Origin of the sequence: Bacteroides sp. (assembly GCF_052357945.1) — a bacterium.
Lineage (GTDB): Bacteria > Bacteroidota > Bacteroidia > Bacteroidales > Bacteroidaceae > Bacteroides.
The window spans coordinates 1-24249 of sequence record NZ_DAWCXD010000005.1 but is presented as its reverse complement, the minus strand read 5'-3'; the positions used below and the strand labels follow the sequence as shown (position 1 = coordinate 24249).

Annotated in this window: 12 protein-coding genes; all 12 read left to right on the top strand. The window is 42.7% G+C overall.

The window, feature by feature from the left end; translation table 11 throughout:
* The first annotated feature begins 10 nt into the window (after nucleotides 1-10).
* A complete protein-coding gene (locus tag ACT8YW_RS02575) occupies nucleotides 11-1849 on the top strand; it encodes a RagB/SusD family nutrient uptake outer membrane protein (protein WP_444103882.1) in 1839 nt (612 codons plus the stop codon).
* A 12-nt stretch (nucleotides 1850-1861) separates the two neighbouring features.
* A complete protein-coding gene (locus ACT8YW_RS02570; protein WP_444103881.1) occupies nucleotides 1862-4894 on the top strand; it encodes a SusC/RagA family TonB-linked outer membrane protein in 3033 nt (1010 codons plus the stop codon).
* Between the two features lie 11 nt (nucleotides 4895-4905).
* Complete coding sequence (locus ACT8YW_RS02565; protein WP_008776112.1) at nucleotides 4906-6678, top strand: RagB/SusD family nutrient uptake outer membrane protein; 1773 nt, start codon at nucleotides 4906-4908, stop codon at nucleotides 6676-6678.
* A 22-nt stretch (nucleotides 6679-6700) separates the two neighbouring features.
* Nucleotides 6701-7771, top strand: coding sequence for an endonuclease/exonuclease/phosphatase family protein (locus ACT8YW_RS02560; protein WP_008998218.1), 1071 nt, complete (start codon nucleotides 6701-6703; stop codon nucleotides 7769-7771).
* A gap of 5 nt (nucleotides 7772-7776) precedes the next feature.
* Nucleotides 7777-9072, top strand: coding sequence for an acetylxylan esterase (locus ACT8YW_RS02555; RefSeq protein ID WP_444103880.1), 1296 nt, complete (start codon nucleotides 7777-7779; stop codon nucleotides 9070-9072).
* A 195-nt stretch (nucleotides 9073-9267) separates the two neighbouring features.
* Nucleotides 9268-13326, top strand: coding sequence for a hybrid sensor histidine kinase/response regulator transcription factor (locus ACT8YW_RS02550; RefSeq protein ID WP_444103879.1), 4059 nt, complete (start codon nucleotides 9268-9270; stop codon nucleotides 13324-13326).
* Nucleotides 13327-13610: 284 nt separating this feature from the next.
* A complete protein-coding gene (locus ACT8YW_RS02545; RefSeq protein ID WP_444103878.1) occupies nucleotides 13611-15146 on the top strand; it encodes a sulfatase-like hydrolase/transferase in 1536 nt (511 codons plus the stop codon).
* A 159-nt stretch (nucleotides 15147-15305) separates the two neighbouring features.
* On the top strand, nucleotides 15306-18464 hold the full coding sequence (locus ACT8YW_RS02540; RefSeq protein WP_444103929.1) for a SusC/RagA family TonB-linked outer membrane protein: 3159 nt from the start codon (nucleotides 15306-15308) through the stop codon (nucleotides 18462-18464).
* Nucleotides 18465-18491: 27 nt separating this feature from the next.
* Entirely contained in the window at nucleotides 18492-20264 is a 1773-nt protein-coding gene (locus ACT8YW_RS02535; RefSeq protein ID WP_444103877.1) for a RagB/SusD family nutrient uptake outer membrane protein, read from the top strand.
* 30 nt (nucleotides 20265-20294) lie between these two features.
* Entirely contained in the window at nucleotides 20295-21395 is a 1101-nt protein-coding gene (locus ACT8YW_RS02530) for a DUF5017 domain-containing protein (protein WP_444103876.1), read from the top strand.
* A 144-nt stretch (nucleotides 21396-21539) separates the two neighbouring features.
* The gene (locus ACT8YW_RS02525) at nucleotides 21540-22484 is read left to right on the top strand and encodes a tRNA-dihydrouridine synthase family protein (protein ID WP_444103875.1); all 945 of its coding nucleotides are present in this window, start codon (nucleotides 21540-21542) and stop codon (nucleotides 22482-22484) included.
* Between the two features lie 54 nt (nucleotides 22485-22538).
* Complete coding sequence (locus tag ACT8YW_RS02520; protein WP_032844415.1) at nucleotides 22539-23774, top strand: DcaP family trimeric outer membrane transporter; 1236 nt, start codon at nucleotides 22539-22541, stop codon at nucleotides 23772-23774.
* The last annotated feature ends 475 nt before the right edge of the window (nucleotides 23775-24249 follow it).

Genomic DNA, 24249 nt, shown 5'->3' with positions numbered 1-24249 from the left:
CAAAACCGATATGAAAAAAAAATTTATTTATATATGCATGTTTGCTTCCTTGCTCACATTCAGTTCTTGTAATGAAGCGTTGGATGTAGCTCCCGACGGAAGATTATCACTGGACGAAGTATTCCAAGATCCCGATCTGACTAAAGCTTATTTCAGTACTTGCTTTGACTATCTGCCTAAAAAGAGTTTGCGATATCATTTCTGGAGCAACTATCCCGTAGCACTTAGTGATGAAGCGTGGGATTGCACGGATGGTTCCGGTGCCGGCTTTGCACATGCCGCATCCGGCAACTGTACCACCACCGACTTCTATCTCGACGTTCGCAGAGATATGGGTGACACCTACTCAGAAGGAGGATACTGGCAGTTATACTGGGGGCAAATCCGTATTATCAACACATTCCTCCAACGGGCAGCCACCGCCGCCATACCAAGCGAAAGCGACCGTGACCGTTGGGTAGCAGAGGCTCATGTACTCCGTGCTTATTTCTATATGGAGTTACTGAAATGGTATGGTCCTGTGCCTATTGAGAAAGAGCCATACGGTTTAGACTATGATTATTCAACTCTATCACGTCCTACTTTCGAAGACTGTGCCCGATTCATTGTAGATGATTGCGAAATAGCTTTGCAATCCAGCAACCTCCCTTGGCGACTGACAACACTCAACGAGAAGATCAGAATGACCAAAGGTATCGCAATGGCTATCCGTTCCGAAGCATGTCTATTCGCAGCCAGCACTTACAACAATGGCGGCAAAGATCTTTGGGAATGGGCTTACACAATCAACAAAGACTGTCTGGAACAGCTGAAAGCCAATGGATATGAATTGTATACTAAATGTGCGGATACTGAAAAGTACTATAACAATGCTTATATGGAGTACTTTACGCTCAATAACTATATCGGAACAGATCCCAGTGATAAAGAAACAATCTGGCAAAGTACCGAAGGCTATTGGCCCGACCCATACACCAATCCTTTGTATGACGTTATCGGAGCTCCGGTATTGGGAAACGCTCAATTAACTATTGTTCCTTCCCAAGAATTAGTAGACGCCTATGATATGCTAGCAACAGGAAAGCCTGTACTGGATTTATCGAAACCTTATAACGATGAGAAGCATCTGTCACCTAATTATAACCCTAATAGCGGTTATGACCCAGCCAACCCTTATAAGGGACGTGATCCTCGTTTCCAGGCTACAATTTTTTATAATAACAGTCCTGTGCTGTTAGGAAAGGAACCGGCAGTAGTAGAAACGTACGTGGGAGGAAATAGCGAAATCCGTACAAGTGGAAATACGAATACACGTACCGGTTATTATTGGAGAAAAAGAATGGTAAACGGTAACTGTAAGGCAGCCGGAGTGGCTGGATATGATGGCCGTTTCCGTTTTTACCGATTAGGCAAAATTTATCTGAATGCCGCCGAAGCCGCTATTGAAAGCGGACACCTTACCGAAGGCCTGGAATGGATCAATGAAATCCGTCATCGCGCAGGTTTTGATCCTTCGGTTGATCTGTCGACAAACGACAAGAACGAAGCTCGTTTATTGGTACGCCACGAACGCCAGATAGAGCTGGCTTGTGAAGAAGACAGATATTTCGATATCCGCCGTTGGACACCCGCCAATGAGAATATGGAAAATGAGAAGTTTACCACAGGTATGAGAATCACCAAAAATGGAAACTCATTCTCTTATGAAAGAATCAATCTAGGAACAGACGGCAGCAAACCGAGCAAAATGAGTTATGAAAAGAAATGGCACGTATATCCTATCCCTGCCAATGAAGCAGCCGTATTGGAAGGCACGACAGGACAGACGTGGCAAAATGCAGGATGGTAATCATAAAACAGAATGTATATGAAAAACAGAATAATCACACTTTTGTGCATCGTATGCCTGTTCACAGGCAATGAAGTATGCCGGGCACAAGTGCAAGAAGTTATATCCGGTGTGGTGCGGAATGAGAGCAACGAACCTTTAGACGGCGCAATCATTTCTGTCCCGGACAATCCCGAATACACCACAAGCAGTGATAAAGACGGAAAATTCATCATGGAGATTCCGTCGGGAGCCAGTATGGTCATTTGTAAGATTCCGGGATATCGGAACCAGACAATGAAATTCACTCTGAATAAACCGGTAGAGTTTTGTCTGATATCAGACATCGCCGGTCAGGATACATCTCTCGAAGTAGCCATGCTGCAGAAAGAGAGAAAAGGAGGTTATACAGGAGCAATCTCTACCGTTCAGGGAGAAGAGTTAGTTAAAACACCTAATAGCGGATTTTCAGCTACGCTGACCGGACGCTTGGCAGGATTGACTTCTATCCAATCCACCAGCACACCAACCGATGATGCAACAACGATGTATATACGTGGTCTGAATTCCATAAACGGTAATTCACCTTTGGTTGTACTCGATGGAATTCCGGCTCCATTATTCGATATGAATACACTCGATGCCAACACTGTAGAATCTGTCAGTATTCTGAAAGATGCCGCAGCTAAAGCATTATATGGTCCGCGAGCTTCTTCCGGAGTAATTCTTATTACTACAAAAAGAGGCGAAATAGGACGTACTAAAGTAAATGTGAACATGGACTTCTCCATACAACAGGCTACCCAGCGTCCTAAAATAGTAAGTACCGGTGAATACGCACAAATGCGTAACCAGGCCTTACTCAATGACGGTGGCACTCCACTCTATTCTTTATATGAAATAGCCGGGTTTACAGATGGAACTATGCCGGGACACGACTGGTATGACACTTTCATGAATGATGCAGCCAGTATGCAACGTTACAACGTAAATATCAGCGGAGGTAACAACCGGGTTAAATACCTTGTTAATGCCGGTTATCTTCACCAAAACAGCCTGATTGATGCAGAGAAGAATGATAATTATAATCCTGCACTCAAATTGCATCGCTTCAACATTTTAGCTAATGTGGACGTCACTCTGCATCGTTATCTAAACTGTTTCCTTAACACAAATGTCACTATCGACCGGATAAATCAAGGATACAACGGGACAGGAGATATCATGAATTCGATCTATCAGATGGCCCCCACCGTACCTGGACCTATCACCGAAGACGGAAAAGTGATTACTGCAGAATACAATGAATATCCTACTTACGGACTTATCAACCGCTCCGGATATAGCCATCAAACAGGTATCAATCTGAACGTCGCTTATGGAATGAATCTGGATCTGGGATTCCTGACTAAAGGATTGAGCGTAAAAGGAATAGTAGGTTATGAAGCAAACTATGACGGAACAATCTATGGTTCTACTGACTACGCACGTTATGCAGCCAATGGCAGCGGACTTTTCGGTACTCACACCACTCTTCCTCTAAGTTTAAGTAAGACCGCTAATATGCGCTACTTTATCAACTTCCAAGGGTTCATCAACTATAATCGTATTTTTGGAGGCAAACATGAAGTAGATGCATTTGTCAGCTATTTCAATGAGAATATGATGAAAAACGGTGATCTCCCATACGATCGTTTGTCATTAATGGGACATGTGAAATACGGCTATGATTCACGGTACTATATACAGGGAGACTTTACCTATGATGGCACAGAACAGTTCAAACCGGGTAACCGTTTTAAATTCTTCCCGACAGTATCTGCCGCTTGGGTGGTATCCAACGAAAGTTTCCTGAAAGACACAGATTGGTTGTCCTTCCTCAAAATACGCGCATCTGCCGGCTGGCTGGGCAATGACCAGATATCTGACACCCGTTTCCTGTATGCTACAGATGTACGTTATAAAGATGCAGGTTACTTACTAAGCAACTACTATGGCTTTCATACTGTAGAAGGTATGCAAGGTAATCCGTATATCCATTATGAAGAATCTTTCCAGCAAAATTACGGAATAGATGTTACCTTATTCAACTCACTAGGTATCACATTTGATTATTGGAACGTGAAACAGACCCAAATGGCTATCCAAAATAACAGTGTATCTTCTGCACAAGGTATCGCCAGTGAAAATCTGCCATTTGAAAATCTGGGTAAGATGAACAACAAAGGATTTGATCTTGAACTATCTTATATCAAGAATCTGAAATGTGGATTAAGAATGACTATCAGAGGGAATATGGGATACAATAAAAATGAAGTAACTGACATAAAAGAGTTGAACCGTACCGCCAGCGGATATTACTATCCATATCGTAAAACCGGCTATTCTGCAGGACAACAGTTCGGATATCTGATTGACTATTCCAACGGAAACGGCTACTATAATAGCCAGGAGGAAATAGATAAAAGCGGTCTGCGATTCTCTGGTGCTTCTCCGCGCCCAGGTGATTTCATTTACAAAGACTTAAATAACGACGGAAATATAGATGAGCGTGACCAGGCACCGATGGACAAAGCCCAGACACTACCTACACTTTCTTATGGTGGTTCTATTCAACTGGAATACAAAAACTTTGACTTGTATGTTCAGTTACAAGGTGTATCAGGTACAGCAGCCTATTACAGTGGATGCGGTATCTTCGATAATGCTTACCAAGGAGTGTACACAGACCTGCACCGTAATGCCTGGACAGCAGATCGCTATGCGGCAAATGAAAAAATCAGCTATCCGGCTTTGACCACAGGAAGCTCTTCAAGTCTCCAATCGAATGAATTCTTCTATTCCAAAAATAACTATATGAGATTGAAGAATGTAGTATTAGGTTATACACTTCCTAAACGTTGGAGCAGTAAACTGAAACTGGAGAAAATGAGATTCTATATCAGCGGAGCCAATTTGTTGACCACCTCATCTCTCAAGTTCGATAATCTGGACCCGGAACAATATTCCTACTCTGTATACCCCATTTACAGAACATTTAACATAGGACTTAACCTGAATTTCTAAAGACTGAAGTTATGAAAATAAATAAAATCATATCAGGAGTATTCTCCTTACTCATATTATCCTCATTCATAGGATGTACTGAAATTGAAGATCATCCGGACGGCCGTACGGATTACAGCGATTTGTTTACCACGAACCGTAAAACGTATACTTATATGAATCAATGTTATGGATGGATTCTGAATTACGGAATGAACTATAACTATACCATGCTAGCTGGTTGTACAGATGAAGCCAAAGATTCCTGGGAACTACAGAACGGAGTTACCCGCAAATGGAATGAAGGACAATTATCTCCCTTCAGCAATCCGCTGGAGGGCATCGAAGGAAATCCGGAAAACTACAATTATTATTATCAAGGGATTCGTGCCTGCAACATCTTTCTTGCCAATATCCCTACTGCCAGTGTCTACTCGGAAGATATACGTAACAGTTTCAAGGCACAGGTACTTACATTACGCGCTTTCTATTATCTTCAATTGGTGAAACGTTATGGAGGTGTTCCCATCATAACAACTCCCGACTACGATTATACCAAGGTTAAAAGAGGTACATTTGGCGAGTGTGCCCGCCAAATATTAGCTGATTGTCAGGCTGCTATTGATATTCCCACTGTTGAAGAATGGGGATGGCGTTCCTTAGATAAGGAGAACTACCGTCACGTTATGACAAAAGCCATCTGTGCAGCCATCCGTTCACAGATATCACTCTATGCAGCCAGTCCTCTGTACAATGACGGAACAATCACTTGGACAGAAGCCGCAGAAATTACTAAAAAGTCTCTGGATGACTGTCTGGCGAACAATTATGAACTTTATAAGAAACAGCCGAATGCTACAGCTGGTTATTCTCCTTATGATGTGTATTTCTATTCGCGCACTGACTTGCCGGTAGTTAATGACAAAGAAACCATTATGGAAGTTGGACAAATGTATATGTGGAATTATGCTGGCCTGCCAACTACCGACGGCCAGACAGATGCCGGTGCGTGTCCGTCGCAAGAGCTACTTGATGCCTATGAAGTTGTGAACGGTGACATGACAGAATCTTATCCTCTGCTCAATTTAGAGAGCCCTTATCTAGATGCCAATCATCTGCAGCCTAACTTGAATTCGGCTGTTCAAGGTCTCTACAATCAAGCCAAACCGTATGAGAACCGTGATCCGCGTCTTAAAGCTTCTATTTATTATGATGGTTCCAAACTAAACCTGGAAACCGGTGCACTACTCTCAACCAAGACAGGAGGAAACTGTGCACTTGATCCCAGTAATGCACGTTACACCTGTACCGGCTATTATACACGTAAGTTCTCGCATTATAAATCCGGACGTTCCGGCAATCTGGATGGCTACTTCAAAGAGTTCCGCCTGGCTGAATTATATTTGAATTATGCAGAGGCAGCTAATGAAGCATCCACTACCGGAACTGTACCCAATGATGCGGTAGACGCAGTCAATGCAGTACGTTCCAGAGTAGGTATGCCAGGCATTCCTTACGGATTATCCTGTGATCAGTTTCGTCTGCGAATCAGGAACGAAAGACGCGTAGAACTTGCTTTTGAAGAACACCGCTTCTTTGATGTACGCCGTTGGAAGATACTGGATCAAACAGATAAAGTAATCACCGGAATGAAAGCAAACTCAGATGGAAGTTACTCCCGTTTTGTAGTAGATAATAACCGAAAAGCATATAGTGAAAAATTCCTATTATATCCAATACCGGGTGACGAAGCAATCCGGTTACAGAATGCTTCAGGAACTAACTGTCAGAATCCGGGCTGGTAATCAAATCTAAAAAATACAGATTATGCAAAAGTGGTTATTAACTATTATTATTGCCATACTTCCTGTTATCACTGCATGTTCTAAAACCGATACGGAAGTATCTGTACCGGAAGAAGAAACAGGAAAGAAAACAGAGATTAAGTTCCTCCAACTCAACTTATGGGTGGAGTGTACCAAGGTGGAGCATGCTCCGGAATATCTGATAGAACAGATTGTTGCCCTACAGCCAGACATTGCTACATTTTGCGAATTATATAAAGGTCCGCAAGACGATCCCGTAATGCCTAAACTAATGCAAGGGCTTAAAAATAAGGGACTCATCTATTACGATGCACGAATAGACGGAAGAGCGGTCATATCAAAATATCCGATCAAAGAGACAGAACGCATCAACAAATGGATGTTCAAAGCGATTCTGGATGTCAATGGGAAACGAGTGGCCGTTTACCCGGCACATTCGGAGTATCGTTACTACACCTGTTACTATCCCCGGGGGTACAATGACGGTAGCGTTAATTGGGATAAACTTCCGGCTCCTATCACTGATGCAGACAAGATACTTGCTGTCTGCGAAGAATCAGACCGTATAGAATCCGCCCAAGCTTTTATCAACAACGCTGCCAAAGAGCTAGAGCAAGAAGCACTCGTGTTTTTTGCCGGAGATCTGAATGAGCCTTCTTATCTGGATTGGCAGGCCGATACAAAAGATCTATTCGATCATCGCGGATGTATCGTCAATTGGGGAACTTCCAAATTGTTGGTTCAACGGGGATATAAAGATGCCTACCGGGTAATTCATCCCGATCCGGTGAAATGTCCGGGATTCACTTTTCCTGCAGACAATAAATCAGTCATTCCAGAGAATCTCTCATGGGCACCGGAGGCAGATGAACGCGAACGAATTGATTTCGTTTACTATTATCCAAATAAAAATCTACAAATAAAAAATGCCCAGATAGTAGGTCCAACAGGCTCTATTGTACGCGGAAAAAGAATAGAAGAACAAACCAAAGATCCAATCATTCCGCCCGTAAACAATCAGTGGCCAAGCGATCATAAAGGAGTGCTGATTACGTTTTATATCAAAGAGTAATAACAATGATTAACAGGATGCAAAAGTGGATATACATCATTATACTCCTGACCGGATACTCAATAAAAAGTTATACACAGGAGACCATAAATCTCAATATTCCTGTTGAGCAAAACTGGATGTTCGATAACGAACATCCAGTACGCTTCATGCTGGAATTGACATCTGCACAGTCAGGTTTTTCGGATAGGATACGTATGGACATTGCTACAGATTTCGGCAATGCTGTATCGTCTACCTTTATAACCTACTCTTTCGGAACAGATTCGATAGCTCCCGGTGGAGGCTTTCGCAGTCGTGCATCAGTCACTCTCACGAATCTCACTCCCGGGTTTTACCAGGCTTGTTTCATTGCTGGCACCGACACTCTGAAACATTTCTTCTTTGGATACGAAGCCGAACAGATTTTATCCAAACCGGATGGTCTCCCTAACTTAAAAAGATTTTGGAATAAAACCATCACCGAACTTAAACGTGTACAACCTGTCTATAAAATGACACGTCTACCTGAATCTTCGAAGCCAGAGCGTGATGTTTACGAAGTAGAAATGTGCTCGCTTGAAGGAGAAATCTTACGGGGGTATTGGGCAGTCCCTACAGATGGTCAGAGTCATCCGGCCGTAGTGGTTTATCAAGGTTATGATGCCGTCACCTGGATTCCCGGTCCCGACAACTATCCCGGTTGGTGTATCTTGGTCATTCCACCCCGTGGACAAGGCCTCAACAAACCTTATAACCGCTTTGGTGAGTGGATTGCTTTCGGACTGGATTCACCCAAACATTACTATTACAGAGGTGCTTTTGCTGATACAGTCCGCAGTATTGATTTTATTTTTGCTCAGCCATGCTTTGACGGACAAAACCTTTTTGCTACAGGTATTTCGCAAGGTGGAGCGCTCACATTAGCAGCAGCGTCACTCGACCATCGTATTTCCGCAGCTGCGCCTATCGTACCCTTTCTGTCAGACTATCCCGATTATTTTCGTTTGGTTCACTGGCCTGCCAGCTTGGTATTCGAAGGAGCTGCCCGGCAGAATATTGACAAAGATAAAATATTCTCATTACTAACTTACTTTGATTTGAAGAATCTGACCGGATGGATCAAATGCCCAGTATTAATGGGATTCGGACTTCAGGACAACATTACACCACCACATACAAATTTTGCAGCATACAATCACATCCGTACACCTAAACGCTGGATATGCTACCCTACATCAGGACACTTTGCAGCTTATGAGAACATGGACTCATGGATTGCTGAAAGTACTCGTTTTTTCAATCAGTATGTAGTGTGGTAATAATCTGAACTGATAAAAACGAAACAGGCACAAACACTATAACAAGAGGTTAGTTAGGTTAGAAACCGGAAGAGTAATTCTGTTAAATAGAATTCTCTTCCGGTGTTTTATAGTTACTTTCTTCTAATAAGGTTCACTGAAATCGAATAAAAACAATATATTTGCATAGATGTAAACACCTTAAAAAATAAATTAGTGAGAAAAGTAATTCTTTTATTTCTGCTATTTTTAAGCGTAGCTGGAGTCCGCACACAAGGTCAAAACATCACTTTTAGCCACTTGACCACGGACGACGGACTCTCCCAATTTTCTGTCAATAGCCTTTATATTGATGAACGGGGAATTATATGGATCGGCACGCGTGAAGGACTGAACCGGTATAACGGTAACGATATCAAAAGTTTCAAACTTAATAAAAACGATCCGAACAGTTTGTTCAGCAATACAGTGCTGCGTATCACCGGAAACAAAAACGGAAAGGTATACCTGCTCTGTACGGACGGGGTGGCAGAATTCGATCTGACCACACAAAGATTCAAAACGTTGCTGCAAGGCAATGTGGATGCTATTTATTTCAACGAGAAATTATATATCGGGAAAAGAGAAGAAGTATTTGTATATAATGAAAGTACGGAAAACTTCGATCTCTACTATCATCTTGCCGGAAAAGATATCACCCTCTCCTGCCTCCACCTGGACGAAAAGAAAAATCTGTGGATGGGAACTACCAGTAACGGACTTTACTGTTTATCGGGAGACAAAAAAATTTCCCAACCTGTCACAAAAGGTAATATCGCGAGTATTTACGAAGATTCGTCTAAAGAATTATGGATCTGTACCTGGGAAGAAGGACTCTACCGGATAAAAACAGACAGTACCATTGAGAACTTCCGTCATGATCCTAAAAATCCAAACAGTATTTGCACCGACTTCGTAAGGAGTTGCTGTGAAGATAATGTAGGAAATCTGTGGATAGGAACCTTTCACGGGTTAAATCGCTATGAAAAGAGCACAGGCAAATTCCAACTTTACACAGCCAACGCGAACAAACCCGACGGACTCACCCACTCCTCCATCTGGTGCATCGTCAAAGATGAACAAGGAACAATTTGGCTGGGTACTTATTTCGGAGGTGTCAACTATTTCAATCCGGAATATGAAATCTATACCCGCTACAAGACGGGAGATACAGAAAAAGAAGGTTTAAGTAGCCCGATTGTCGGCAGAATGACTGAAGATAAAGACGGAAACTTATGGATCTGTACTGAAGGCGGTGGCGTGAATGTGTACGACCGGAAAAATAATACCTATCGGTGGTATCGCCACGAAGAGGGCAAAAATAGTATTTCCCATAACAACGTCAAAGCAATCTATTACGACCGGACTAATGAAATTATGTGGATAGGTACACACTTGGGAGGATTGAACAAACTCGACCTGCGTACCAACCGTTTCACAGTCTACCGGATGAAAGCCGGAGACCCAACCTCGCTACCTTCGGATATCGTCCGAGACATTGTACCTTATAAGGACAAGCTGGTTGTCGCCACACAAAACGGTGTTTGTCTTTTCAATCCGGCAACAGGTGCTTGCCAACAACTCTTCAAAGAGACTAAAGAAGGAAGAGGTATTGGCATGGTAGCCAGTCTTTGTATTGATAAAGACGGTACATTGTGGATTGCGGCTACCGGAGAGGGTGTTTATTCTTACCGGTTCGACAGCGGTAAACTTACTAATTATCCGCACAATCCCGCTAATCCGAACAGTCTTAGCAACAATAACATCAACAGTATCATGCAGGACAGTAACGGTAATCTATGGTTCTGTACCTCCGGAAGCGGTCTCGACCGTTACCGCAAGGAAAGTGATGACTTTGAAAACTTCGATGTACAGACAGATGGTTTATCCAGCGACTGTATCTACGAAGTATGCGAATCGTCCATACAGAAAGGCGACTTATTGCTGATTACCAATCAAGGATTCTCACAGTTCGACTATCCAAGCAAGAAATTCTATAATTACGGTACGGAAAACGGATTCCCGCTGACTGCCGTTAATGAAAACGCACTATTTGTGACACATGACGGAGAAGTATTCCTTGGCGGTATTCAGGGAATGATTTCTTTCTGGGAGAAGAAATTACATTTCACTCCCAAATCATATAATATCATTCTTTCCCGCCTGCTTGTCAACGGAAAAGAAGTAGTCCCGGGAGATGAAAGCGGTATCCTGGAACAGTCGATCTGTCATACTCCGGAAATCAGTCTGAAAGCGAATCAATCGATGTTTAGCATCGAATATGCCACTTCCAACTTCATCCCTGCCAACAGAGATGAAATTCTCTATCGTCTGGAGGGTTTCTCAGACGAATGGAACCATACTTACCGGAAGCAAACGCTGATTACTTATACAAACCTGAATCCGGGTAAATATACCCTTGTCATCAAATCACAGAGGGAAGGAATAAAAGAGGCCAGATTGCTGATTATCGTACTCCCTTCATGGTATGAGACATGGTGGGCTTACCTGATTTATACCATTGTCACTATCAGCCTGTTATGGTATCTTATTCAGAACTATAATTCGCGCATCAAACTCCGTGAGTCTTTGAAGTACGAGAAGAAGCATATTGAAGACCTCGAAGCATTGAACCAGTCGAAACTCCGTTTCTTCACTAACATCTCGCACGAATTCCGCACCCCGTTAACGCTGATTGTGGGACAAGTGGAAACTTTGTTGCAGGTGCAGACATTTACGCCTAACATATATAATAAGGTGTTGGGAATCTACAAGAACAGTCTCCAATTACGGGAACTGATTACGGAACTACTTGATTTTCGTAAACAGGAACAGGGTCACATGAAGATCAAAGTTAGCCAGCACAATCTGGTTAACTTCCTGTATGAGAATTATCTGCTCTTCCTCGAATATGCCAGCAGTAAACAAATCAACTTCAAGTTCAACAAACAAAAGGATGACATTGAAGTGTGGTATGACCAAAAGCAGATGCAGAAAGTGATAAACAACCTGCTGTCTAATGCTGTGAAGCATACCAAGGCCGAAGATACAATTTCGATTAATGTATCGCAGGAGAAAGACCATGTCATCATTGAAATAAAAGATACCGGGACAGGTATCGCCGCTGCCGAAATTGATAAGATATTCGACCGTTTCTATCAGACCGAACATCTCAACTCGCTGAATACCGGAGCCGGTACAGGCATCGGACTGGCACTGACGAAAGGTATTGTGGAACTTCATCACGGCACAATCCGGGTAGAAAGCGAACCGGGCAAAGGAAGCAGTTTCATTATCACCCTCAAACTAGGCAAGGAACACTTCACAGAAGAGCAAATAGCGAAAGATGATACGGAAACCATCCAGCAAACAGAGACTATTGTTCCTTCAGTAGAAATAATCCCTGATTCGGAATGGAAAGAAGAAGATAACAAGCGCATCGAAGACGCCAAAATGCTGATAGTGGAAGACAATGAATCTATCAAACAGATGTTAGTCGGTATTTTCGAAACATTCTATCAGGTCAGTACGGCTTCCGACGGAGTAGAAGCATTAGAAATGATACAGAAGGATATGCCGAGCATCATTTTAAGTGATGTCGTAATGCCACGCATGTCGGGTACGGAACTTTGCAAACAGATCAAGACAGACTTTAATACTTGCCATATTCCGGTAGTATTATTAACTGCACGTACTGCTATAGAGCACAATATCGAAGGTTTGAAGATTGGTGCGGATGATTATATCACGAAGCCGTTTAATACCAATCTTCTGATTTCCCGCTGCAATAACCTGGTTAACTCCCGCCGGCTATTGCAAGAGAAGTTCAGCAAACAACCACAGGCTTTTGCCCAAATGTTGGCTACCAACCCGATGGATAAAGAGATGCTCGACCGCGCGATGGCCATTATCGAACGTCATCTGGACAATACGGATTTCAACGTTAATATCTTCGCCCGCGAAATGGGTATGGCACGTACGAACCTATTCACCAAACTGAAAGCAGTTACAGGCCAGACCCCGAATGATTTCATCCTAAGCATACGTCTCAAAAAAGGCGCTGTCATGTTAAGGAATAACCCGGAGCTGAATATCACGGAGATTTCTGACCGGATTGGGTTCTCCTCCTCCCGCTATTTCAGTAAATGTTTCAAAGAGATTTACCACGTCAGTCCGCTGGCTTATCGTAAAGGAGAAGAGAGCGAAGAAGAAGGAAACGGAGAAGAAACAGATTAGCAGGTAACTATACAAGCACTCTTGCTAAATAACCTTATAGTATTGGGCACGGATTACACGGATAAAAAAACGATGAGTATGAAAACAACAGCGTTAATCCGTGTGATCCGTGCCTAAATTTATGATATAAACGGTTTCTTAATCCGGACATCTTCGCCCGAATAAAGAAGGTAACTTCTTATAGTGTACTATTTTGTACTTCACTTGTACATTCCTACTCATTCTTTTTCTTCCAATCGCTTATCTTTGTGTTCATTACATTATTTCCTAAAATATTCAGCATTATGAAAAACGTTTCGCGTCTACTTCCCCTATTGTCCGGCATCGTCACGCTGTCAGGATGCAATCATGCACCCCAAAAGAACAATGGGCAGAATAGCCAAAAGCCTAACATTATTTATATATTTGCAGATGATCTCGGCATTGGTGATTTAAGCTGTTATGGAGCAACGAAAGTGAGTACTCCCAACATCGACCGGTTGGCAGGACAAGGAGTACAATTCACCAATGCGTATGCAACTTCTGCCACCAGCACTCCTTCCCGTTTCGGACTCCTGACAGGTATGTATCCCTGGAGACAGGAAAACACAGGAATCGCTCCCGGCAACTCCGAACTCATTATCGACACTACCTGCGTCACCATGGCAGATATGCTGAAAGATGCAGGATACGCAACCGGTGCAGTAGGGAAATGGCATCTGGGACTCGGTCCGAAAGGCGGAACCGATTTTAACAACCGGATTACCCCTAACGCACAAAGCATCGGTTTTGACTACGAATTTATTATTCCGGCTACCGTAGACCGTGTACCTTGTGTATTTGTAGAAAACGGACATGTCGTAGGACTTGACCCCAATGATCCTATCACCGTCAGTTACGACCACAAAGTCGGCGACTGGCCTACGGGAGAAGAGAACCCGGAGCTCGTCACTTTAAAACCCAGTCAGGGACACAACAATACAATTATCAACGGCATTCCCCGTATTGGCTGGATGACCGGAGGAAAATCCGCTCTTTGGAAAGATGAAGACATAGCCGATATCATCACCAACAAGGCTAAGAATTTCATTGCATCCCATCAGGAAGAACCCTTCTTCTTATATATGGGTACGCAAGATGTACATGTACCGCGCATCCCCCACCCACGTTTCGCAGGCAAAAGCGGACTCGGCACTCGTGGCGACGTTATCCTGCAACTGGACTGGACCATAGGTGAAATCATGCACACACTGGATAGCCTCCACATCGCAGACAACACCATCCTGATCTTTACCAGCGATAATGGTCCTGTTATCGACGACGGCTATCAAGACCAAGCTTACGAACTTCTCAACGGACATACTCCGATGGGGATCTACCGCGGTGGGAAATACAGCGCTTACGAAGCGGGTACACGTATTCCATTTATTGTCCGTTGGCCTGCCCGGGTGAAGCCGAACAAGCAACAAGCTCTTTTCTCTCAAATAGACGTGTATGCATCGCTCGCCTCACTTCTGGGCCAACCTTTACGCAAGGGAGCTGCCCCCGACAGTCAGGAACATCTGAACGTTCTCCTCGGCAAAAATAATACAAACCGTGAGTATGTCGTTCAACAGAATCTCAATAACACACTTGCCATCATAAAAGGTCAATGGAAATACATCGAACCGAGCGACGGCCCCGCTATCGAACATTGGACGAAAATGGAGTTAGGCAACGACAAACAGCCTCAACTTTACGATTTATCCTCCGATCCATCGGAGAAAACGAATGTATCAAAACAATATCCCGACATAGTGAAAGAATTATCTGAATTACTAGAATCCGTAAAAGAAAAATAGTTTATGAGAACAGAAAAATTGTATGATTTTGCACCAATCTTGAATAATTCTATCCATATTAGAATATTCAATCCATCTATCTTTGCAAACGTAGATTCAATAAAATCACTTAATTTTTAATATATGAAAAAACATTTATCCACTCAAACTAGAAAAAGGATACTCTCCTCCATCGGACTGATCCTGTTTTCTGTTTCTTTTGTACTTGCACAGGTACTTGTTAAAGGTACAGTGAAGGATAACTTAGGAGAAGGAGTGCCGGGAGCCAGTGTTCAGGTAAAAGGTACTTCGCAAGGAACAATCACTGACCTTGACGGTAAATTTGCTTTTAACGTGCCCAATAAGAATTCGATATTGGTTATTTCTTTCATTGGTTATGTCACTGTAGAAATGAAGGTGGACACTCAAAAACCAATGGTTATCACATTAAAGGAAGACACAAAGACATTGGACGAAGTAGTAGTAGTCGGTTATCAGGAAATACGCAAGAAGGACCTGACAGGTTCTGTTGCCAAAGCCAGTATGGCGGAACTGCTTAGCACTCCAACTGCTTCTTTCAGCGAGACATTAGGCGGACGTATTGCCGGCGTCAACGTAAGTTCGGGCGAAGGTATGCCGGGTGGACAGATGAATATCGTCATCCGTGGTAACAACTCATTGACGCAGGACAACTCTCCTCTTTATGTCATTGACGGTTTCCCGGTGGAAGACCCTTCCATAGCCGCAGCCATTAATCAGAACGATATCGAGTCACTCGATTTCCTGAAGGATGCCTCCGCTACCGCTATCTACGGTGCCCGTGGTGCCAACGGTGTTGTGATGATTACAACCAAGAAAGGAACAATCGGCCAACCTAAAATTAAATATGACGGAAGTTTCGGTATTCAGCACATCACCAAAACAATCCCGATGATGGATGCCTATGAATTCGTTAAACTACAGGCAGAACGTAGTCCCAAAGATATGGAAACTACCTACTTCATGAATTATGACGGCAAACAATGGGGATTGGAAGATTATAGGAATATCCCGCAATATAACTGGCAGGATGAAATCTTCCGCAGCGCATGGATGCAAAGCCACAATGTCAGCCTGAGTGGTGGTTCGGAAGGAGTTCGCTACAATGCTTCTTTATCCTATTATGACCAGGACGGTATCTTATTGGAATCAAACTACAAACGTGTACAAGGCCGTATGGGTACTACCATCCAAAAGAAGAAACTGAAAATCTATCTGACAACCAACTATTCAAGCACTACAACCACCGGTGGTTCTCCTTCCCAGAACTCATACAGTGGTATGAATAACCTGTTCTATAGTGTATGGGGATATCGCCCCGTGACCGAACCGGACAGACCATTAAACTCGTTGATGGATAACATCATGGACGATGCGATAAACAATACCAACGATTATCGTTTCAATCCTATCATGTCCTTGAAAAACGAATATCGCAAGACGTATGCGAACTATATTCAGTTCAACGGATTTGCAGAATATGAATTTATCAAAGGATTGAAGTTGAAAGTTTCAGGCGGTTACACATTCGATACCCGCAAAGGGGAAACATTCAACAACTCGAAGACCCGTTATGGTAATCCGAAATCATCCGATAAGGTAAATGCGGAAATCTACCATTCTCAACGTGCAACATGGTTGAATGAAAATATTCTGACCTATCAGACCAATATCAAACGGAAGCATTTCTTCAATAGCATGGTAGGTGTAACCCTGCAGAATTCCGACTATGAATACTATTCATACAAAACGGTACAGATTCCAAACGAAGCACTCGGCATGGCGGGAATGAGTGAAGGAACTCCCAGTACGACTAAATCATTAAAGAGTTCCTGGTCTATGCTTTCTTTCCTGGGACGTTTGAACTATAACTATAAATCATTGTATTATGCAACGGTTTCTTTCCGTTCCGACGGTTCTTCCAAGTTCCGTGGTGATAACCGTTTCGGCTACTTCCCTTCCGGTTCATTGGCATGGGGATTCATGGAGGAAGATTTTATGAAACCATTGAAGTCTGTTGTTTCTTCAGGTAAATTAAGAGCAAGCTGGGGATTGACCGGTAACAACCGTGTAGGCGAGTATGATACGTATGCTTTATATCAGATATTGAAGGATAAAGTCTCCGACTTTATCTCGATCGGCAGCCTCCCCAGTGGCGTATATCCGTTCGAAAACAGTCTGACAAGTGTAGGTACAGTGCCTACTTCCTTGAGAAACAGAAAACTGAAATGGGAGACTACCGAACAGTGGAACCTGGGTCTGGACTTAGGTTTCCTGGACGAACGCATCGGATTAACCGTAGACTGGTATCGTAAAACGACTCGTGACCTGTTGCTGAATACTGCACTCCCCACCTCTTCCGGTTATTTCAGTGCCATGAAGAATGTAGGAAAGGTACGCAATCAAGGTATCGAGTTCACATTGAACACGACCAATATCAAGAACCGTCATTTCTCATGGACCACTAACTTTAATATTGCATTCAACAAGAACAAAGTATTAGAACTGGCCGAAAACCAATCTTCTCTATTGAGTGCAGCCAAATTTGACCAGAACTATAACTCCCAATACAGCTACATTGCCAAAGTGGGTTATCCGATGGGAATGATGTACGGATTCATCTACGAAGGTACATACAAATACGAAGATTTCGACAAAGCAGGTGATACATATACACTGAAACGCAATGTTCCGTATTTCTCTTCCGAAAGTAATACACAACCGGGTATGCCGAAATACGCAGACCTGAATGGTGACGGTATCATCGACGATAACGACCGTACTATGATCGGTAACGGTATGCCGAAGCATACGGGCGGATTTACCAACAACTTCGAATACAAAGGATTTGACTTGAGCATCTTCTTCCAATGGTCGTATGGAAACGATGTATTGAATGCCAACCGCCTGTTCTTCGAGAACAGCAATAAGACACGTGACTTGAACCAATACGCAAGTTATGCAGACCGTTGGACACCGGAAAACCCGGAAAGTAATATTCCGAGAGCTACCGACTCCGGTTCCAACAAAGTGTTCTCTACACGCATTATCGAAGATGGTTCTTTCCTTCGTCTGAAAACCGTATCTTTAGGATACACACTGCCGAAACAACTGACCAAGAAATGGAAGATAGACAATGCACGTGTATTCGTTGCCGGTCAAAATCTATGGACATGTACAGGATATTCCGGTTACGACCCGGAAGTATCTATCCGTGAAGGCGCACTGACTCCGGGGCTTGACTTCTCCGCTTATCCGAGAGCCTACTCTATCAGTTTTGGTATAAACTTAGGTTTCTAATCAATCATCCTTCAAACAATTACGTATATGAAAACAATAAAAATAATCATCATATCACTTCTTGTCGGACTTAACCTGACTTCCTGCGATTTCCTGGAAAAAGACCCGACATACACCACTCCCGAAAACTTCTTCAAGAATGAAGCGGACGCTACCTCTTGGTTAACAGGAACCTATGCCATTCTGGGACAAAGTTCCTTCTACGGAAATGAATTCTTATACCTTGTAGGAGGTGACGATCTGGGACACTATGGTGGTGCTAACCGTGGACCGAACAAAAGTGGTCTGATCTGTAACAATGCCAATACAAGTGATCCGACCGTTGCAGCATTGTGGTATACACTATACTCCGGCATCAACAGAGCCAATATTTTTTTGGAAAATATTGATGCAGTGCCCGATATGAACGACGACACCCGCAAGCAATACAAAGCCGAAGCCCGTTTCTTACGCGCATTCTATTATTTTACTTTGGTAGAATGTTGGGGAGATGTACCTTTCAAGACTACTTCTACAGAAGATGCCTATAACCTCTCCATTCCACGTACGGACAAACAGACGATTTATGATTTTATCATTAAAGAGATGTATGGTTCTGCCGAGGATCTCAAATCTGCTCAAGATTTGAACTATTTACCGGGACGTGTTTCTAAATCGGCTGCTTGGGGAATGTTGGCGCGTGTATATATGTTCAGAGCCGGTGAACCTAAACGTGACAAAGAAGTGGGTTTGGCCAACAACACGACTAGTGCCGAGATTACAGAATATTTCAAAAAAGCAAGTTACTATGCACAGTTAGTTAAGAATGAGGGTCATTCACTGACTGCCAAATATTGGGACTTCTTTATCGACATTTGTTCTGATAAGTATAACACTGCTCTCAATAAGGATGGTGCCAAGGCTAATGAAAGTATCTGGGAGGTAGAATTTGCAGGTAACCGTTCAACGGATGTACGTGCAGAAGGTAGAATTGGTAATATTATCGGTATTCAGGGTAAGGACCTTTCTTCCAAAGCATCCATCACCGGTAAAGGTGATCCGGGCTATGCATACGCTTTTATCTGGAATACTCCTAAACTACTGGAATTGTATGAAGCAAACGGTGACATTGACCGTTGCAACTGGAACATCGCTCCATTCACTTACACCCAGTCAGCAGGAGAAGGTACTCCGGTAGACGGCCGTGAATTTGTGAAAGGAAAAAGAGATGAAGTGGAACAACAATATTGGGACAAATCCTTCAGCTATGGTAAAACAGATCCGGGGTCTACTTACGGCGATCGCGAATCGAAGAATGATGCCAATAAGAATCGCAACAGGGTTGCTGCCAAATATCGTAGAGAATATGAAGCAGACAAGAAGAGCAAGAACGATACTTCTATCAACTTCCCTCTTCTCCGCTACTCCGACATTCTGCTGATGATTGCAGAAGCAGAAAATGAAGTCAACCATGGTCCTAATGATCTGGCTTATGAATGTATCAATGCAGTAAGAGAGCGTGCGGGAATCAACAAGCTTGCTGCAAATCTGGATGAAACCAGCTTCCGCAAGGCTATCAAAGACGAACGTGCTATGGAACTCTGCTTCGAATATACACGCCGTTTCGACCTGATCCGTTGGGGAGACTATTACAAACTGATGCAGGAACAAGTAGACAAGGCACAGACTGATGAATCCTGGAAATTCGGAATCAATGTATATACTTACTTCAATATTCCGAAGTCTTACAACTATTTCCCGATTCCTGCCAATGAAATAGGATCAAACGGTGCTATCAAAACGAATAATCCGGGTTGGTAAATCCCTTATTAACTTTAAAAAGAAAAGGATATGAAGACAATATATAAAAGTTTGATGACTATCGCTTTTGCCGGACTATGTCTCGCTTCATGCGACAAGGAATTAAAAGAAGACACAGCAATGGAAGTTGGTGTGGTGACAGACAGCAATGTCAGCTTCGATGGCAAAACTGTAACTGTAAAGAAAGGAAGTCCGGTAACGTTCAGCTTCGATGGTGACCCTGATTTTATCAGTTTCTTCAGCGGTGAGATAGGGCACGAATACAAACACCGGAACAGAATTGAAATGCAACCGGAAGACGTAGAAAAATGTGAAATCAACTTCTCCGTAGTATATGACTATGGTAGTGCGAAAACCATCGAAGGTTCTACTCACATATTAATATCCGATCAATTCGAAGGAATTAGTGGCAACAATGTGGAAAAAGACAAAGAAGCAGTTACTAATTGCGAATGGACAGAACTTGTCAGTCAGGAAGATCTTCCCAAAACAGCCCAAGTTACTAAAGACTATTCTTGTCCTTTAATATCTTACTTGGGTAAAGAAATCAATATTGCTTTCCGCCTCAACCCTCTTGATAATAGCAGCACAATGCCTGTAATACATATTAAAGGCTTACAGCTTAATCTGGAGTTCAACAATGGAAAATCAACCACAATTAATGCAAAGAACTTCGAATTCTCGGCTTTAAATGTAACCTACAATTTAGATGATCTTTCAAAAAACAACACTCATCTTACCAAATTGAAGGAAGCATTAGGAAATAAAAACCTCACACTTGAAGAGATGAAAAGCGCAGAATATGCAGATAAAATAGCATATGCTACTGTAGACGGTAATATTCCTTATTTCTGGAGAATTAGCCAGCCAAGCGATTTCGTAACCAGTGGGGGTAGCAAAGATTATACCAAAGGAGATACTTGGCTTATTTCCAATCCAATCCTCCTCAATGGTTCCTGCGATCCTGACGCCGGTGTAGCCATCAAAAATATCTCGCAAACATTAGAGATATACTCACATACTTACGAAGAGGCCGGTACATATACCGCTACCTTCGTAGCCAACAATGCAAACTACATCCATCAAGGTGGTCAAGTAGTACGTGAACTGACTATAAACGTTGTAGAATAAAAATATATCCCCCAATTTTTCTAACCTTCAATCATAGAAAACGTTTATAAAAATCAGACTTTAATCAATTTAACATCAGAAAGAGAGGGACCGCGAGGTTCCTCTCTTTTACTTTTTCCGTATCTTTGCACAAAAATAAAAACAATGCCAAAGACTCTTCCCATTCATTTTGCCCCATTACAAGGTTACACCGAAGTGTTTTACCGTAATGCCCATGCCGCCTGCTTCGGAGGTATAGATACTTATTATACCCCATTTGTACGACTCGAAAAAGGCGGATTCCGCCATAGAGATGTGCGGGGAATCGAACCCGGGAATAATCAGGTAGCTCATCTGATTCCCCAACTGATAGCTCCCTCTTTTGAGAAAGCAGAGAAAATTTTATCCCTATTCATCGAAAAGGGATATAAGGAAGTCGACATTAATATGGGATGTCCTTTTCCCATGTTGGCTAAACGCCACAATGGTTCGGGCATTCTTCCTTATCCCGAAGAAGTTCAGACGTTACTTAACCTGATTACAGAATATCCGCAAATAAGTTTCTCCATCAAAATGAGGTTGGGCTGGGAAGATCCGGAAGAATGTCTGAAACTGGCTCCGATTATCAATGAGCTACCCTTGCGACAAGTGGTTATGCACCCCCGCTTGGGAAAACAGCAATACAAAGGAGAAGTTGACCTTAAAGCGTTTGAGGCTTTTCAGAATGCCTGCAAGCATCCGCTCATCTATAATGGAGATATCAATAGTGTAGAAGATATTCACCGCATTCAGGAACAGTTTCCCGGACTAGCCGGAATGATGATAGGACGGGGATTACTTGCCAACCCGGCATTAGCTTTGGAGTATAGACAAAACCGTGCACTCGAGTTCGATGAAATGAGAGAAAAATTGCAATCTATGCACAAATGCGTATACAATCAATATGCAGAACAGTTGGAAGGAGGAGACGAACAACTTCTGAACAAAATGAAAACTTTCTGGGAATATTTAATGCCGCAAGCAGACAGAAAATTACTGAAAGCAATTCATAAAAGCACAAGTCTCAACAAATATAATCAGGCAATCCTTGCCTTTTTTAATCAACGATGAACTGATAACCAGTAATTTTACGTAATTTTGCGCCCGTTTACAAACATGCACATTATGAAAAAATACATTCTAATCTTTCTTTGTCTGATAACCGTATCAGGCAGTTTCGCACAAATGCAGGATTTCAAGTTCAAATTCTATGGACAGATTCGTACTGACTTCTATTATAATAGTCGTGCTAACGAAGAAACCGTAGACGGATTGTTTTATATGTATCCAAAAGACAAAGTGCGTGATCCGGAGGGGAACGATTTGAACTCAACACCCAACAGTAACTTCTATACTTTATATTCGCGCCTTGGAGTAGACGTTGCCGGTCCAAAACTGGGAACAGCCAAGACATCTGCCAAAGTAGAAGTCGACTTCCGCGGCACAGGCACTTCTTATTCGGTCATTCGCCTTCGTCATGCTTATTTGAATCTGGATTGGGGAAAATCAGCTTTATTACTCGGACAGAACTGGCATCCCTTATTCGGAGATGTGTCTCCGCAGATTCTTAATCTCTCCGTAGGAGCACCGTTTCAGCCCTTCAGCCGTGCGCCACAAATTCGTTATCGCTATACAAACAAGAATTTCCAACTTACCGGAGCCGCAGTGTGGCAATCACAATATACTTCACAAGGACCGGAAGGGAAAACACATAAGTATCTGAAGCAAAGCTGTATTCCCGAATTTTATGTCGGAGCTGATTATAAGAATGGCGGTTTGCTGGCCGGCGTAGGCATTGAGTTGTTATCATTGAAACCACGTACGGAGTCTATAGTAAATACAGATAAATACAAAGTAGACGAACGCATCACAACTCTTTCATACGAAGCTCATGTGAAATACACCAACAAAGACTGGTTCATCGCTGCGAAGAGTGTATTAGGATCCAATCTGACACAAGCTTCCGGTTTGGGTGGATTCGGGATCAAGTCTGTCAACGAACAAACGGGAGAACAAGAATATACTCCGATACGTTTCTCCAGCTCTTGGTTCAACGTTGTCTACGGACAGAAATGGAAGCCGGGAATCTTCGTAGGCTATGCCAAGAATCTGGGAACAAGTGATGCACTATATGCTCCCAAAGGAAATGATGCAAAACTTTATGGAACAGGAACAGACCTTAACCAATTAGTTACGGCAGGAGCAGAACTGACCTACAATGTCCCCCACTGGAAATTCGGGTTAGAATATACATTAAGCTCTGCATGGTATGGTTCGCTCAATACGTCCAATGGGAAAATTCAAGATACCCATGCCGTATGTAACAACCGTATTGTTGCCGTTGCCATGTTTATGTTCTAACCTCTCTATACAATTATTTTAATTATATATCTGTCACCTGTCACCGATTGCTGCTTAACGGTTTGATTATTAACAATTAACACCGTGACAGCAATAGGTGACAGCAGTGTGACAACAATAATGCTGTCACCAGAAACAGATAAACTACATTTCACAACGCGGAGGTATTCACTCTGGAAGCTCCAGGCAATCCTATTTATTCATGAATGTATTACCTTTGTTTCTCGTGGGGAAACTTTTAGTTTCAAGGCTTGAAACCAAAGGTTTCGTACCGGGAAACTAAAGTTTCAGCATTGGGAAACTGTAGTTTCAGCACCGAGAAACAATAGTTTCAACGGCATGGAAACTATGGTTTCTCCAAGAGAAACTACTGTTCTCTGCCAAGGAAAGCAAATTGTCTCGTGCCTGACTGACTTTTATCTGTAAGCACTCATTGTATGGCTCTTGTTTATCCTATCAGTCATTTTTACCTTTG